This window comes from Rickettsia endosymbiont of Gonocerus acuteangulatus (assembly GCF_964026435.1).
In the GTDB taxonomy this organism is placed as follows: domain Bacteria; phylum Pseudomonadota; class Alphaproteobacteria; order Rickettsiales; family Rickettsiaceae; genus Rickettsia.
Window position 1 is genome coordinate 1,741,152 of the sequence record NZ_OZ032147.1, and the last position, 16,545, is coordinate 1,757,696.

Here is a 16,545-nt window from a genome sequence, read left to right on the forward strand (position 1 = left end):
CCGCCATATTACGCCGCAAGCGGCGGGGAATATACCCAAAAGAGATTTAATGATTCTTAAGATGTCACTTCAAGTTTTACATTAAGACATAAAGATCTAAATTCTTTTATCATCACATTGAATGACTCAGGAATACCAGATTCAAAATTATTTTCACCACGCACTATAGAGTCATAAATCTTAATTCTACCATTTACGTCATCTGATTTAACAGTTAACATTTCTTGTAACGTATAAGCAGCTCCATATGCTTGTAATGCCCAGCATTCCATTTCCCCAAAACGCTGACCACCAAAATGCGATTTTCCTCCAAGAGGTTGCTGAGTCACTAAACTATAAGGACCTATAGAACGAGAGTGAATTTTATTATCTACCAAGTGATGTAGCTTTAATAAATATTTTTGTCCTACAGTTACTAGGCGATCAAAATACTCCCCAGTTTTACCATCAATTAGCTTTACTTGCCCTGAAAGATCTTGACCTGCAAGCCTTAGCATATCCTTAACGTCTTCAACTTTTGCACCATCAAATACTGGAGTTGCAAAATATACTCCCTTAGCAGCTTCATTACAGAATGAAATAATTTCCTCTTCAGATTTTTCAAGTATATGGTTAATATTTTTACCATATAGCTCGATTAAAAACTTTTTAATCTTTTCAATACTTACATGGTTAGTTTTATATTCTTCTACTAAACCTGCTATTTTTCTTGCTAGATTCACTGATGCCCAACCAAGATGAGTTTCAAGCACCTGCCCTATATTCATACGAGAAGGAAGACCTAAAGGATTGAGAACAATATCAACTACAGTTCCATCTTCTAAGAATGGCATATCCTCTTCTGGCACAATACGTGAAATAACACCTTTATTTCCGTGTCTTCCTGCCATCTTATCACCAGGCTGTAATTTATGCTTAGTTGCAATAAATACTTTTACAACTTTTAAAGCACCTTGAGGTAAATCATCTCCACTTTGTAATTTTTCTACCTTAGTAGCAAACCTTTTATTAAGAGCTTCTTTCTTACTATCATAATGACTTTTGAGCTGTTCTATTTCATTCATTACATTTGCATCTTCAACAGTAAACTGCCAAAGTTGTCCTTTAGATAAACCTTTTAATATTTCGCTTGTAATAGTTTGCCCAGCTTTCACTGTCTTAGGACCATTAATGCTTACCTGCCCTACTAAAAGCTTTTCAAGCCAACCAAATACAAAATGCTCGATAATTTCTAATTCATCATCACGATCTTTTGCTAGTTTTTCAATTTGCTGCTTTTCGATAGCAATAGCACGCTGATCTTTTTCAACACCTCGACGAGAAAATACTCTTACCTCTACTACTGTTCCACTAACTCCGGACGGAACATGTAGAGAGGAATCTTTCACATCAAAAGCTTTTTCTCCAAAAATAGCTCTCAGTAATTTTTCCTCAGGAGTAATAGGTGATTCACTTTTCGGCGTTACTTTCCCTACTAAAATATCACCTGCTTTTACTTCTGCACCTACATAAATTATTCCAACCTCATCAAGATGACGAAGTGCTTCTTCACTTACATTCGGTATATCACGCGTGATTTCTTCAGGACCAAGGCGAGTATCCCTTGCTATTACTTCAAACTCTTCAATATGGATAGAAGTAAATACGTCTTCTTTTACTATTCGCTCTGATATTAAAATTGAATCTTCAAAATTGTATCCATTCCAAGGCAAGAAAGCGACTAAAACGTTTCTGCCTAAAGCAATTTCACCATTATCGGTACTAGGTCCATCAGCTATAATATCATTCTTCTTAACATAATGACCTACCTTAACTAAAGGCTTTTGATTGATACAAGTATTATGGTTAGACTTTTGGAATTTTAATAAGTTATAAATATCAACTGAAGGTGCACTTTCGGTTTTTTGACCAATAGCTCTAATTACAATTCTATTTGAATCTACTTGTTCAACTATACCATCATTTAATGCAAGTACAGATGCTCCAGAATCTTTTGCTACTACACCCTCAACTCCTGTACCCACAAAAGGTGCATCAGTTTTAATTAAAGGAACCGCTTGCCTTTGCATGTTTGATCCCATCAAAGCACGGTTAGCATCATCATTTTCTAAGAACGGTATAAGAGAAGCTGCAACAGATACAACCTGCATAGGCGTTACATCAATGAAGTCCACTTCATGCGGCTCTACCATTACAAAATTGCCACCTTCAACTCGGCAATTAATAAATTCGCCTTGCAATATTCCGTCTTTATCAACCTTAGAATTTGCTTGACCGATCTTATACTTCCCTTCTTCAATAGCTGAAAGATATACTACTTCATCGGTTACATGTCCGTCTTTGACTTTTCTATATGGGCTTTCTATGAAACCATGCTTATTTATTCTAGCATAAGTTGCCATAGAGTTAATTAGTCCGATATTTTGACCTTCAGGTGTTTCAATAGGACAAATACGACCGTAGTGAGTTGGATGCACGTCACGCACTTCAAAGCCGGCTCTATCACGACTAAGACCACCAGGACCTAATGCTGATAATCTTCTTTTATGAGTTATTTCAGATAATGGATTTGTTTGATCCATAAATTGAGATAATTGCGAAGTACTGAAAAATTCCTTTACTACTGAAACCAAGATCTTAGAATTCACTAAATCGTGAGGCATTACTGTATCAATATCACCTGCCGACATTCTTTCAACCACTGACTTTTCCATTCGAACAAGACCGATCCTGAATTGATTTTCTATCAATTCACCAACCGATCTAACCCTTCTGTTACCTAAGTGATCAATATCGTCTATAATCCCTTTGCCATCTTTAAGTTCTACTAAAACCCTTAGTATATTTTTTATATCGTCTGTAGTTAAAACTGTAGTTTCATCAGAGATATTTAGTTCTAACCTTGAATTCATTTTTATTCGACCTACTTCTGAAAGATCATATCTTTCAGGGTCAAAGAATAAATTATAAAATAAACTTTCAGCAGCTTCAATATTAGCAGGCTCTCCTGGTCTTAATACTCTAAAAATATCAAATAATGCTGATTCACGATCTTGGTTTTTATCAGAAAATAAAGTATTTCTTATATATGGACCGGATTGAGGATTAATTACTAATACGCTAATATTTTTAATTTTAAGATCACTAATTACACTAAGTAACTCAACAGTAACCATTTCACCAATTTTTGCTAATATTTCATCACTTTCAGGATCTTTTAAATCCTCAGATAAATATTTACCAATTAAAGCCTCATGAGATACTAAAATATTATTAAGTCCTTCCCCAGCATATTTTTTAGCTAAGCGAGGAGTAATTTTTTGTCCTGCTTTAAGCAAAACATTTCCCGTATCAGCATCTATTAAATCACTTGTTAATCTATGTGCAGTAATATGGCTAGGCATAAATTTAACTGCCCACCCCTTATTTTTAACAGCTTTATAATTTACTGAATCATAATAAAATTTTATAATTTCTTCTGTACTCATGCCTATTGCTTTAAGCAAAGTAGTAGCATAAAGTTTTCTTTTTCTATCTATTCTAAAATAAATAATATCTTTAGCATCAAACTCTAAATCAAGCCATGATCCTCTATATGGAATTACACGTGCAGAATATAAAAGTTTTCTAGAAGAATGAACCTTGCCCTCATCATGATAGAAGAACACCCCAGGTGAGCGATGCATTTGCGATACAACTACTCTTTCTGTACCATTGATGATAAAAGTACCATTTTTAGTCATTAATGGGATATTACCCATATATACTTGCTGTTCTTTGATACCTTTAATCTCTCGGCTTCCAGTATCTTCGTCTATATCCCAGATACTTAATCTTAAGGTTACTTTAAGAGCAGAATCATAGCTTAAGCTTCTTTGAGTGCATTCCTCTACATCATATTTTGGAGTATCAAATTCATATTTAACGAATTCTAAATTAGCTATATTAGAAGGGTCAGAGATAGGAAAAATTGAATTTAATATAGATTGTAAGCCTTTATTTTTTCTTTCGGAATCTTTTGTATCTAGCTGTAGAAAATTTTTTTCATATGAATTTTTTTGAATTTCAATCAAATTCGGTATATCTGCTACTAAATTTATATGACCAAAATTTTTTCTTACTCTTTTATTATGTGACAAGGGTTGTACTTCAATATTATCCCTTAATGAAACCATATAATCTCCTGACTGATAAAAAATTAACTATCAACATTGAAGTTAACAGTTAAAGAAACTTAATAGACTTATTATTAAACTTTATTAACGCAAGCATTAAAATAAGATTTTAAAAATCTGTCTTAATACTGATAAAAACAAGGAAATAATAGCTTAAGGTGGCTTTTGCTATCATTTTTATACTGTAAATTTTTTTAATATAATTTACGGTAAATCTTCATTTAATTAAGGACAAATCTTGCCAGAACCCTAATCTTTTTAGTCAAATTTAAGATTAAATTCTTATCTTAAAATCTGCATTATTAACACTTTTCAAAGTGTATATATTTTAATGCTTAAGGTTTAAGTTACGTAAATATGGTATTACACTTTTATAACTTAAATACATTAACTAAAATTTTTGTTAAATGAAGATAATTTTGATAAAAACTTTTAATGGTAATTTTTAACTTAGCGTTAATTACTAGAAATTGCTAACAAATTACTTTATAAAAAAGCAATCCATTAACAAAATAGCTAAAAGCCTTATTTAAATTTAACTACTAAAATAAGGCTTTTAAAAATTCTAATAAGCAATTTTAAATTTTATATTAACGTAAAAAATTTATTATAAAAATAAAATTACTTTAATTCTACTTTTGCTCCAGCAGCTTCTAGTTTACTTTTAATTTCTTCTGCTTCTGCTTTTTTCACGTTGCTCTTAATTGGCTTTGGAGCTTCATCAACTAATTTTTTAGCTTCAATTAAACCAAGACCAGTAATTTCTTTTACAACTTTAATTACTTCCACTTTTTTATCACCGCTAGAAGCTAAAACTACTTCAAAATCAGTTTTTTCAGCAGCTGCTTTAGCAGCAGGAGCGGCAGCAGCTGCTACAGCTACAGGTGCTGCTGCAGATACACCCCATTTTTCTTCTAACATTTTTACAAGCTCAGCTGCTTGCATTAATGTTAAAGATGATAATTGTTCTTCAATTTTAGCTAAATCTGCCATAATTTTTTCCTTTTTACTTATTATATATTATTATCTGAATTAATTTTTACTAGCATTTGCTTGTATTACCCTGGCTAAGCTTGAAGACGGTGCTTGTAAAACGCCTGCAATCTTAGTAGCCGGAGCTTGTAATAACCCAACAATTTTACTTCTAAGCTCATTTAATGAAGGTAACTTAGAAAGTTCTTTTATTGAATGTTCATTTAATACTTGTTTATCGACTATACCGCCAACAATCTTAAGATTTTTATTGCTTTTAGCAAAATTAACTACTAACTTTGCCATTTCAACCGGTTCTTTAGAATAAACAATAGCGGTAGGACCCGAAAATAAGCTTACGATATCATCAATACCTGCTTTATTTGCTGCTATTTTTGCTAAAGTATTTTTTACAACTTTAAAACCTGCATCCTTAGACTTAAGAGACTCCCTAAGTGAATTGACTTCACTAACAGTTAATCCGTGATAATGAGCAACGATTACAGATGGTGAATCTTTATAAATACTTGCTATTTCTTCTACAACTTCCGGTTTTTCTGATCTTAACACTTTATTAATTCTCCTTGTTACAACATTTGAGATGTTTCTATATTTTTCTTAATAACTTATTATCTATTAAGATAGCTATTTTTTTATACTTTATTAGTCTACTTACAAAAATTTAGATTAATATTTGAAGTTTTACTTTAAGCTATATTTATAAAATTTAGTACAAATAAGTTTATTATATATATTAGACTTTGCATAAATCAATAAGTTAGATAGCTAAAAAATATAGACTCAAATGTATTAAATTTAGTTTATGCTATACTAGCTAAATCTATTTGTACTGATGCCCCCATAGTAGAAGATAAATATATTGCTTTTAAATAACTTCCTTTCACTCCAGTAGGCTTTGCTTTAATTACTGCATCAATAAACGCTTTCAAATTTTTTAATAAATCTTGATCTGAAAAAGATAATTTTCCAAGACCTGCATGAATTATGCCTGCTTTTTCTGCTCTATATTCTACTTGACCGCTTTTAGCATTCTTAACAGCACCTTTAATATCTAATGTCACAGTTCCAAGTTTAGGATTTGGCATTAAACCTTTTGGTCCTAAAATTCTTGCAACTGAACCTATAGCTGCCATCATATCAGGAGTAGCTATACATACATCAAAATTGATCTTACCAGCTTTAATTTCATCGATAATGTTGCTTGAACCTACTAAATCTGCACCTGCAGCTTTAGCTTCTTCTTCTCTTTCTTCTTTACAAATAACGGCAACTCTTACAGTCTTACCTGTTCCTGCTGGTAAATTCACTACACCACGTACCATTTGATCAGAATGTCTTGGATCAATTCCAAGCTTCATAACTATTTCTAAAGTTGGATCAAATTTAACATAAGAAGCAGATTTTAATCTCTCAACCGCAGTTGTTAAATTATATAAACTATCCAATTTTACTTTAACGCGTGCTTCTCTTATTTTCTTACCGCCGCTAGATTTTATAGCAACATCTTTGTTATTTGACATAATAATTAATTCCCTACAACTTCAATTCCCATAGATGCCGCACTTCCGCAAATAATCTTTGTTGCAGCTTTAATATCTTTTGTATTTAAATCAGGCATTTTTAACTTTGCAATCTCACGACAATCATCAATAGTGATTTTACCTATTACGGCTTCTTTTTTAGTAGCACCAGACCCTTTTTTAACTTTAGCAAATTTCTTTATAAGATAAGATGCCGGCGGTGTTTTAACTATAAAAGTAAAACTTTTATCTGCGTATATAGTAATAACAGTTGGAAGAGGTGTCCCTTTTTCAATACTTTGTGTAGCAGCGTTAAAAGCTTTACAAAATTCCATGATATTAACTTTTCTTTGCCCCAATGCCGGTCCTATAGGAGGAGCAGGGGTAGCTTCACCAGCATTTACATTCAAGTTAATATGACCTTCTATTTTTTTTTGTGTCATTTACAAATATCCTTCTTTTCTCTCTTAATTATAGCCTTAAAACTTCTTTTATCTTTAAATATAATCAAATAATAATTTTATTTATCTACAATTTATTTACATTAGTCGTTTTTCTTTACTTGAGTAAAGCTCAACTCTATCGGGGTTGCTTTGCCAAATATTGATACTGAAACTTTTAATCTAGCTTTTTCTTGGTCTACTTCTTCTACAGTGCCTGTAAAGGTTTCAAAAGGTCCTTCTGTAACAGTTACTATTTCACCGACCTCATATAATTTCGCATCTTTTGCTTCTTGAGCTTCAGTTTCTAATCTAATATTCTGTATCTCGCTTTCCGTAAGTGCTTTTGGAGTAGTTTTACTACCTAAAAAGCCTGTTACTCCTGGTATATTTTTTACTAAATGCCAAGATTTATCTGTCATATTCATTTTTATTAGAATATAACTAGGCATTAATTTTTTTTCTACCTTGACGTTTTTACCGCGTTTAACTTCGGAAACACCAAAAACTGGTACTAATATATCATCAAAAAAATCTGACAGTTTTTGCTTGCTAATTCTCTCAAGCATCATTCGTTTTATACGATTTTCTGCTCCTGAAGCAGTATGTATAACATACCATTTTTTTGTATCTTTTTCAGAATTTGACAATATATTATCTATATTTTGTTCTGCCACAATTTATTCCTTGATAACTTATTTACCGATGTTAAGTAAAATTTGCATTATATTATGTATACCATAATCGAGCACTAAACAAATTAGGCTAAAAACAAAAACCGCTACTATGACTACTAAAGTCGAAGCAGTTAACTCTTTTTTAGTGGGCCAAACTACTTTATAAGCTTCTTGTTTAACTTGTTCAAAAAACTTATATATTTTATACTCTTTAAACATATTTATTAAGTCATTTTATAGTAAAAAGCCCTATTACTTGTAATGGCAGGAGCGACAGGCATCGAACCCGCAACCTCCGGTTTTGGAGACCGGTGCTCTACCAATTGAGCTACACTCCTATCATATTTTAAATAAAAAATCAACAAAATTTATTGAAAACCTTTTTATTTAAATATAATATTTTTAATTTTAAGCTAATAATAAATATTATTTTTTAGCTTTAATAGTATCCGCAACTTGAATTGGTACCTGATCATAATGATTAAACACCATGCTATACTGAGCTCTACCTTGTGATAAAGATCTAAGCGTATTAACATAACCGAACATTTCAGCTAAAGGAACATATGCCTTAATCACTTGAGCATTACCTCTTGGCTCCATACCTTGAACTTGTCCTCTACGACTATTTAGATCACCAATAACATCACCCATATACTCATCTGGTGTAATCACCTCAACTTTCATAATAGGTTCAAGTAATTTAGGATTACCTTTAGGCATTCCCTCTCTAAATGCTGCTTTTGCTGCAATTTCAAACGCAAGTACGCTAGAATCCACATCATGGAAAGCACCATCAATTAATGTAGCTTTAAAATCGATCATAGGATAACCTGCAATTACGCCTGTTTCTCTAATGTTATTTAATCCTTTTTCTACACCAGGAATATATTCTTTAGGTACAGCACCACCAACAATTTTACTTTCAAAAATAAAGCTCCTATTTTTATCTTCTTCTTTTAGATCTTTTACATCTTTTAGAGGTTCAAAAATAATTTTTACACGAGCAAATTGTCCTGCACCACCTGATTGCTTTTTATGGGTATAATCTATTTCACAAGCTTTAGTAATTGTTTCACGATATGCAACTTGAGGAGCTCCAATATTTGCTTCAACTTTAAACTCTCTTCTCATACGATCGATGATGATCTCTAAATGGAGCTCTCCCATTCCTTTAATAACAGTTTGACCTGTTTCTTGATCAGTTGAAGTTCTAAATGAAGGATCTTCAGCTGCTAAACGAGAAAGAGCTAGCCCCATTTTTTCTTGATCGACCTTTGATTTAGGCTCTACTGCAAGCACAATAACTGGCTCAGGGAATTCCATTCTTTCTAGAATTACTTTTTTATCTTCATCTGATAATGTATCACCAGTAGTAGTATCTTTAAGACCTGCTAATGCTACTATATCACCTGCTGATGCTTCTTTTACATCCTCACGGTTATTAGCATGCATTAATAGCATTCTACCTATTTTCTCTCTCTTATTTTTTACAGTATTAATAACAGTTGTTCCGAAAGTAATCTTACCTGAATACACTCTAATAAAAGTTAATGAACCAACAAATGGATCATTCATAATTTTAAATGCTAATGCAGAAAATGGCTCAGACACAGAAATAGGGAAATCTTTTTCTTCACCTGTACTAACTTCAACGCCTTTTACTGTAGCAATATCAATAGGCGATGGTAAATAATCTACTACAGCATCAAGTAGCGGCTGTACACCTTTATTTTTAAATGCACTACCACATAAAACTGGATAAAAAGCTGCAGAAATAGTACCTTTTCTTATTAATTTTTTAATCTCTTTTTCAGTTACTTCTTCACCAGACAAATATTTTTCCATGATTTTATCGTCTAGCTCAACAACCATATCAAGCAAATTAGCACGATATTCTTCTGCTTTTTCTTTTAAATCATCAGGAATTTCTTGATAAAAATACTCAGCACCTAAAGACTCGTCTTTCCAAACTATTGCTTGCATTTTAACAAGATCAACAACTCCTTTGAAATTTTCTTCAATACCTATAGGCAACTGAATAACTAAAGGCTTTGCTCCTAAACGATCCTTGATCATGTCAACGCATCTATAAAAATCTGCTCCCATTCTGTCCATTTTATTGACAAAACACATTCTAGGAACATTATATTTATCAGCTTGTCTCCATACTGTTTCAGATTGAGGTTCTACACCTGCAACGCCGTCAAATACTGCAACAGCACCATCAAGAACACGTAAAGAACGCTCTACTTCGATAGTAAAGTCAACGTGTCCAGGAGTATCAATAATATTAATTTGTTTATCTTGCCATCTACAAGTAGTAGCAGCTGAGGTAATTGTTATACCACGTTCCTGCTCCTGTTCCATCCAGTCCATGGTAGCACCGCCCTCATGAACTTCACCTATTTTATGGGATTTACCTGTATAATATAGAATACGTTCTGTAGTAGTAGTTTTACCTGCATCAATATGAGCACATATACCGATATTACGGATATTTTCAAGCTTTTTACTCATATTTAGTTACCCTGCTTTGTTTTTTTAGGGCTAAAGTGTGAGAAAGCTTTATTAGCTTCAGCCATTTTATGAGTGTCTTCTTTTTTCTTAATAGCAACACCTCTATTATTTGAAGCTTCAAATAATTCTTCAGCGAGTTTATCAATCATCATTTTTTCAGAACGTTTTGTTGCCGCTGTAATAATCCAACGAGATGCAAGAGCATAGCCTCTTCTTTCATCAACTGGAGTTGGAACTTGATAATTAGCTCCTCCTACTCTTACAGAAGTTACTTCCAAATATGGCTTTACATTATTCATAGCATTATTGAAAGTCTGATATGGATCAGCTTTATGTTTCTTTTCAATTTTATCGAAAGCAGAATAAACTATTTTTTCTGCGAGAGCTTTTTTTCCCTCTTTCATAATATTATTGATAAACCTAGAAAGTAAAACACTGTTATACTTCATATCAGGTAAAATTACTCGCTTTTCTGCGGCATGACGACGTGACATTTGACTTTTTCTCTCTAACTAATAATTATTTTTTTGTAGCTACAACTTGTTTACGAGGAGCACCATAACGTGAACGACCTTGTTTACGCCCTTTAACTCCAGCAATATCATAAGCACCGAGTACCACGTGATATTTTACCCCTGGAAGATCAGGAACCTGCCCACCTCTTACTAATACTCTATCGTGCTCTTTCACACTATGCTTCTCACCAGGAATATAAACATTCACTGTTCTTTTATTACTTAAACGCACAGTTGCTACTTTACGAAGAGCTGAGTTAGGCTTTTTAGGAGTAACAGTTTTCACTACTAAACAAACTCCACTTTTAAAAGGATTAGCCTCTAACGCAGGAGATTTAGTTTTACGAACTTTTGATTTTCTTCCAAAACGTACTAATTGATTATATGTTGGCATTAAAAAAACACTCCAAAAAAACTTACAAGTACCATAGAGACTTCAAAAGTTGGAAGTCAAATAAGCGGTGAGGCGGCTAGGCGTACAGAAGTACGTGAGCAAAGACGAATCCCGAAATTTGACTTCCAACTTTTGAAGTCTCTATGGTACATACGATGATTAAAGGGCAAAAACTACTTTTGCCCTTTGAATTTTAAATGATTTTACAAATGCAAATAATATATTTACACTGTTAAATTAAATTACACTAAATTTAAATTATAATTACTTTTTCCATAAAAGCAAGTATGTTTTAACTAACAATTAGTTTTTTCTCTATTATTCTTGCTATAAAACTTATTAGCATCACTAAAATATAGTAACAACAAGCGGCAACAATCATTGGGAAAAAATAATTATACGTCTCAAGCGATACAATTTGTGCTCTTTTCATTAAGTCCATTTCTCCAAACATTGAAATAATGGCTGACTCCTTAATTAAATTGATAAGCTCGTTGGTTAACGATGGAAAAATATTTTTAATTGCTTGTGGCAAAATTATATCTTTCATAATCAAAAATTTGGGAATAGCAAGAGCTTCTGCCGCTTCAAACTGCCCTTTATCAACTGCATTAATTCCTGCTCTAATTACTTCTGAAACATATGCACCTGAATTAAGAGAAAAAGAAATAGCACCTGCCATAAATACAGTAAATTTAATACCTATTAAATAAGGCGATGCAAAATATATAATACTTAATTGGATTAATAAAGGTGTGCCTCTAAAAATAGAAGTATAAAAATCTGCAAAAAGTCTTAACGCACGATTTTTATTTACTTTACAAAGTGCTAGCAATACACCTATAACTAAGCCAAATATAACAGCAATAACACTATATTTTAAAGTAACCAAAGTTCCTTCTACAATAAAAAGAATTTTTGGAGAAAATTTTATTAAATATTCAAACATGTTTTTAGTGATATAATTTTTTAGCTGTATTCTGTCATCTCGTGGCTTGGGAACTAGATCTAGTAATACAAAGTTTAGATATAGTAAGTTTTTAAGACTAAAAGCTCGATTTATCTCGCTTTATGCTGGATTCCCGCTTACGCGGGAATGACATAGTACTTCATGAGATTGCTTCGTCAAAACTTACAGCTTTTCCTCGCAATGACAATTTTTTAATAAACCCTTTTCGCTGGTGGAATTGCTTTCACTTCATCACTCAAAGTAGTTAAAGTAACAGGTTTGTAATCAAGCACTACCTTACCGGCTTCATCAACCCCGCTAAGAGTGTGCTGCATCCAATCTTTATCGTTACGATCAGGATAATCCTCTCTTGCGTGTGCTCCTCTGCTTTCTTTTCTGGCAGCTGCTGAATATACAGTTACTAAAGCCTGATCAAGTAAATTATCTAGCTCTAAAGCTTCGACTAAATCACTGTTCCAAATTAAAGATTTATCATTAACTTTTATATCTTTATAACCGCTTCTTATCTCGCTAATCATTTCTGCCCCCTCATCTAGCACTTCTTGAGTTCTAAACACTGAAGCATGACTTTGCATAGTTCTTTGCATTTTAAGCCTTAAATCTGCAACCGAAATATTACCGCTACTATGACGAATTTTATCGAATCTACTAATAATTTTTTCAAATACTTCCTCTGATACAGGTTTATGCGGGCTTGCTGGCTTAATAAGCTCAGCTGCTTTTAGTGCCGCACTTCTACCGAATACCACTAAATCAAGCAAAGAATTTGAGCCTAACCTATTAGCCCCATGAACCGATACACAAGCAGCTTCACCAATTGCCATAAGTCCATTCACTATCTTATTATAATTTTCACCGTCTTTAATTATTACCTGACCATGATAATTAGTAGGGATTCCTCCCATATTATAATGCACTGTCGGAAGTACCGGGACCGGCTCTTTGGTTACATCAACACCAGCAAAAATTTTAGCTGTTTCAGAAATACCAGGCAAACGACTATGTAAAATTTCAGGTGATAAATGATTTAAATGTAAGAATACATGATCCTTATGCTCTCCAACCCCTCGCCCCTCACGAATCTCGATAGTCATCGCTCTTGAAACCACATCCCGTGATGCTAAATCCTTTGCAGCCGGTGCATAACGTTCCATGAAACGCTCACCATTAGCGTTAACAAGATAACCCCCCTCACCTCTTGCTCCCTCTGTTATAAGGCAACCAGCTGAATATATTCCGGTTGGATGGAACTGGACAAACTCCATATCTTGCAGCGGCAAGCCTGCTCTAATTGCCATACCACCCCCGTCACCCGTGCAAGTATGAGCCGAAGTTGCTGAAAAATAAGCACGCCCATATCCGCCCGTTGCAAGCACTACATTATGAGCTCTGAAACAATGCAGACTACCATCATCTAAATTCCATGCAACTACCCCTCTACATTCACCATCTTCCATCAATAAATCAATAGCGAAATATTCGATAAAAAACTGTACTTTATGCTTTAATGATTGTTGATATAAAGTGTGAAGTATAGCGTGCCCAGTACGATCTGCTGCCGCACATGTACGTTGTGCTGCCTTGCCTTTGCCATACTCGGTAGTCATACCACCAAAAGGACGCTGATAAATTTTTCCCTCTTCGGTTCTTGAAAAAGGTACGCCGTAATGCTCAAGCTCTAAAATCGCATCCGGAGCATTCTTGCACATATATTCGATTGCATCCTGATCGCCTAACCAATCAGAACCTTTAACTGTATCATACATATGCCAACGCCAATCATCTGTCCCCATATTCCCAAGAGCTGCACTAATACCGCCTTGTGCTGCAACAGTATGGCTACGAGTAGGAAAAAGCTTTGATATACAAGCCGTATTAAGACCCTCTTTAGCCATACCGAACGCAGCACGTAAACCTGCACCGCCTGCTCCTACGACTATTACGTCAAATTTATGATGAATTATATTATACGATTTGGTCATTAAGTTAATTTTCTATTTTTAAATTTTTAAGCAAACTCAATGTCATTCCCGCGGAGGCGGGAATCCAGAAAAAAGCATAAACACAGTAAATTTTTAAGGCTAAAAGCTCGATTTATCTCGCTTTATGCTGGATTCCCGCTTTTGCGGGAATGACATAGGACTCATATTTATCCTTTATAAAACACAGCTACTATAAAAGCTACGATAGTTAAAATACTAAATAGCTTCACTGCTATAATTAATGTATTACGTAACTTGTTGCAGCTTATATAGTCCTCTATTACTACCTGCATTCCAAGCATGGCATGATATAAAGAAGTAATTACTGCGATTAATAAAGGTATTAAATTAATAGGTCTTTTCAGTTCCCAAATAATAATATTTACATCACTGTTTTTATTGGCTAGCGTAAAATATAGTAACCATACAGAACACAACACTAATATAATAGCGGTAATTCTTTGTAACAACCAATGATGTGAACCACTTTTAGCAGAACCAGTATTTTTTGCTTTTACAATCTCTGCTCTAAAATCATATGTCATTAATTTTCTCTAAACGCATTTTTTTTGTTAAACGTTGTCATACCGCGACTTGATCGCGGTATCCAAAAAACCTTGCTACTAATACGATATGATTTATTTTAAAAAATCTTCATATAAATCATGCTAACTTGGATTACTAGAGTTAATTAAATCTAGCTTCCATTTTCTCTTATACTCTTTTAGACGTTTTTCACAACCAATTGCAATATTAACATCATTAAATTGCTCAAAATAAACTAACTTATCTATATCGTATTTTGTAGTAAAACCTTTTATTATTTTATTTTTGTGCTACCAAATACGTTTTATAATATTAGAAGTAACACCTATATATAAAGTACCATTGCATTTATTCGAAAGTATATAAACATAATATTCTTTCATTTTATTAAATAACCAATTATTTTTTGGATCCCGCGATCAAGTCGCGGGATGACAGGGGAAATATCGATCTACGCAATACCTACGTTGAAATAGCATTGTACATTTCACACCCACAACAATACAGTTAATAAGATAGACCAAACAACCACGCTCCAACCTGTTAAATTAACTGCTTTTATGGAAAAGCCATAACCAATATCCCAAAATAAATGCCTGATGCCGTTGCATAAATGATAGAACCAAGCAAAGCTAGTTAGGATCAAACATATTTTTATAATGCAACAACAATTAGCTAGCTGTATATAATTACTATTAAATTTACTAAGAATAAACCACCATGCCAAAATTGAAACTGCAAAAAATAAAGCTACCCCTGTCATACGATGCAAAATCGACAAGGTAGAGCTTATTTGTGGCTTATATATAGTTAAATGCGGCGAAGTCGGACGCTTATTATAAATTTCTTGTTTGGTTTTAGTCATAAAATAATACATTATTAATTTGTATAGCACTGCATAACTCTATGTCACTTGATCGTCATTGCGAGCGAATGAAATGAGCGTGGCAATCTCAGGAGTATTAGTATTATTTGATGAGATTGCTTCGTCTCTTTGCTTCTCGCAATGACGAAAAAACTGATCCATGCAGCTACGGGATGACATTACTTTCTCTCGAGCCAGTACCCTTGAGCAGGTGCTAGATCATCCGCCACCGCTCTTCTATCATCAAAAACAAAGCACTCACCTTGCCATAAATTATTCTTATTTTGCGTATCTTCTAGATATTGCAATATACCACCTTTTAAGTGATATACCTCTTCATGTCCCATACTTTTCAGTAAGCTAGTAGATTTCTCACAACGTATACCACCAGTACAGAACATCGCAATTTTCTTACCTTTAAGTAATTCAGTATTTTGCTCAGCCCAAGCCGGAAATTGTTTAAATGTTTCAGTATACGGATTGATTGCCGATTTAAATGTACCAACTTCTACTTCATAGTCGTTACGTGTATCTATTACTATAACATCTTTTTGTATAATAAATTCATCCCAATCTTTTGTCTCTATATACTCGCCTTTAAACAGATTAACATTTAAATTGTCAACATTCATCGCAACGATTTCTTTTTTAAGCCTGACTTTTAACTTTTGAAAAGGATGTATTTCGCAGTAATTTATTTTAACATTCACGTCTTTCGCATTAGTTAGTTTTTTTAATTCTTCAAGTACAAGATTTACACTTTCATATGAACCTGAAAAAGAACCATTAAAGCCCTCTTTCGATAATAAGATAGTACCTTTAACATATTTTCTTTTACCGACAAATAATAGTTTCGGTATTAAGTTTTCCGGCTCTTCTATATTTACAAAACTATATGCACTTAAAATTGCAATTTTTTCACTCATAAATTATGGTATTGGTTGTTTT

The 16,545-nt window shown here is 33.3% G+C and carries 15 protein-coding genes, 1 tRNA gene and 2 pseudogenes; 1 reads left to right on the forward strand and 17 read right to left on the reverse strand.

The annotated features are described in order from the left end of the window. Window positions 1-56 precede the first annotated feature (56 nt). The 11 genes from rpoB to rpsL all read right to left on the reverse strand — a co-directional run bounded on the left by rpoB (window position 57) and on the right by rpsL (window position 11,234). The gene (gene rpoB, locus AAGD55_RS10780; protein WP_341791463.1) at window positions 57-4,175 is read right to left on the reverse strand and encodes a DNA-directed RNA polymerase subunit beta; all 4,119 of its coding nucleotides are present in this window, start codon (window positions 4,173-4,175) and stop codon (window positions 57-59) included. A gap of 621 nt (window positions 4,176-4,796) precedes the next feature. Then, complete coding sequence (gene rplL / locus AAGD55_RS10785) at window positions 4,797-5,168, reverse strand: 50S ribosomal protein L7/L12 (protein ID WP_341791464.1); 372 nt, start codon at window positions 5,166-5,168, stop codon at window positions 4,797-4,799. A 39-nt stretch (window positions 5,169-5,207) separates the two neighbouring features. After that, the gene (gene rplJ, locus AAGD55_RS10790; protein ID WP_341791465.1) at window positions 5,208-5,717 is read right to left on the reverse strand and encodes a 50S ribosomal protein L10; all 510 of its coding nucleotides are present in this window, start codon (window positions 5,715-5,717) and stop codon (window positions 5,208-5,210) included. Window positions 5,718-5,968: 251 nt separating this feature from the next. Then, window positions 5,969-6,688, reverse strand: a complete 720-nt coding sequence (rplA, locus tag AAGD55_RS10795; protein WP_341791466.1) for a 50S ribosomal protein L1 — start codon at window positions 6,686-6,688, stop codon at window positions 5,969-5,971. 5 nt (window positions 6,689-6,693) lie between these two features. After that, complete coding sequence (gene rplK, locus AAGD55_RS10800; RefSeq protein ID WP_341791467.1) at window positions 6,694-7,131, reverse strand: 50S ribosomal protein L11; 438 nt, start codon at window positions 7,129-7,131, stop codon at window positions 6,694-6,696. Window positions 7,132-7,232: 101 nt separating this feature from the next. Next, window positions 7,233-7,805, reverse strand: a complete 573-nt coding sequence (nusG, locus tag AAGD55_RS10805; RefSeq protein WP_341791468.1) for a transcription termination/antitermination protein NusG — start codon at window positions 7,803-7,805, stop codon at window positions 7,233-7,235. Between the two features lie 18 nt (window positions 7,806-7,823). Next, the gene (gene secE / locus AAGD55_RS10810) at window positions 7,824-8,024 is read right to left on the reverse strand and encodes a preprotein translocase subunit SecE (RefSeq protein WP_341791469.1); all 201 of its coding nucleotides are present in this window, start codon (window positions 8,022-8,024) and stop codon (window positions 7,824-7,826) included. Window positions 8,025-8,067: 43 nt separating this feature from the next. Then, window positions 8,068-8,143: transfer RNA gene (locus AAGD55_RS10815), tRNA-Trp, on the reverse strand. An 88-nt stretch (window positions 8,144-8,231) separates the two neighbouring features. After that, a complete protein-coding gene (fusA, locus tag AAGD55_RS10820) occupies window positions 8,232-10,325 on the reverse strand; it encodes an elongation factor G (protein WP_341791470.1) in 2,094 nt (697 codons plus the stop codon). A gap of 2 nt (window positions 10,326-10,327) precedes the next feature. Further along, window positions 10,328-10,819 (reverse strand): 30S ribosomal protein S7, encoded by a 492-nt coding sequence (gene rpsG / locus AAGD55_RS10825; RefSeq protein ID WP_341788383.1) that lies wholly within the window; start codon window positions 10,817-10,819, stop codon window positions 10,328-10,330. Window positions 10,820-10,844: 25 nt separating this feature from the next. Then, the gene (rpsL, locus tag AAGD55_RS10830; protein WP_341788384.1) at window positions 10,845-11,234 is read right to left on the reverse strand and encodes a 30S ribosomal protein S12; all 390 of its coding nucleotides are present in this window, start codon (window positions 11,232-11,234) and stop codon (window positions 10,845-10,847) included. A 30-nt stretch (window positions 11,235-11,264) separates the two neighbouring features. Here rpsL and AAGD55_RS10835 point away from each other — a divergent pair. After that, window positions 11,265-11,357 (forward strand): annotated as a pseudogene (locus AAGD55_RS10835) (palindromic element RPE5 domain-containing protein); the annotation flags it as partial. Window positions 11,358-11,526: 169 nt separating this feature from the next. Here AAGD55_RS10835 and AAGD55_RS10840 read toward each other — a convergent pair. The 6 genes and pseudogenes from AAGD55_RS10840 to AAGD55_RS10865 form a co-directional block, all read right to left on the reverse strand. After that, entirely contained in the window at window positions 11,527-12,183 is a 657-nt protein-coding gene (locus AAGD55_RS10840) for an amino acid ABC transporter permease (RefSeq protein ID WP_341791471.1), read from the reverse strand. A gap of 212 nt (window positions 12,184-12,395) precedes the next feature. Continuing rightward, window positions 12,396-14,186 (reverse strand): succinate dehydrogenase flavoprotein subunit, encoded by a 1,791-nt coding sequence (gene sdhA / locus AAGD55_RS10845; protein ID WP_341791472.1) that lies wholly within the window; start codon window positions 14,184-14,186, stop codon window positions 12,396-12,398. A gap of 167 nt (window positions 14,187-14,353) precedes the next feature. Beyond that, window positions 14,354-14,731, reverse strand: a complete 378-nt coding sequence (sdhD, locus tag AAGD55_RS10850) for a succinate dehydrogenase, hydrophobic membrane anchor protein (protein ID WP_341791473.1) — start codon at window positions 14,729-14,731, stop codon at window positions 14,354-14,356. A 123-nt stretch (window positions 14,732-14,854) separates the two neighbouring features. Then, window positions 14,855-15,115: pseudogene (locus tag AAGD55_RS10855) on the reverse strand (GIY-YIG nuclease family protein). A 104-nt stretch (window positions 15,116-15,219) separates the two neighbouring features. After that, window positions 15,220-15,597 (reverse strand): succinate dehydrogenase, cytochrome b556 subunit, encoded by a 378-nt coding sequence (sdhC, locus tag AAGD55_RS10860; protein WP_341791474.1) that lies wholly within the window; start codon window positions 15,595-15,597, stop codon window positions 15,220-15,222. A gap of 179 nt (window positions 15,598-15,776) precedes the next feature. Continuing rightward, window positions 15,777-16,523 carry a rhodanese-like domain-containing protein gene (locus AAGD55_RS10865; RefSeq protein WP_341791475.1) on the reverse strand — a complete coding sequence of 249 codons (747 nt, stop codon included), beginning with the start codon at window positions 16,521-16,523 and terminating at the stop codon, window positions 15,777-15,779. Window positions 16,524-16,545 lie beyond the last annotated feature (22 nt).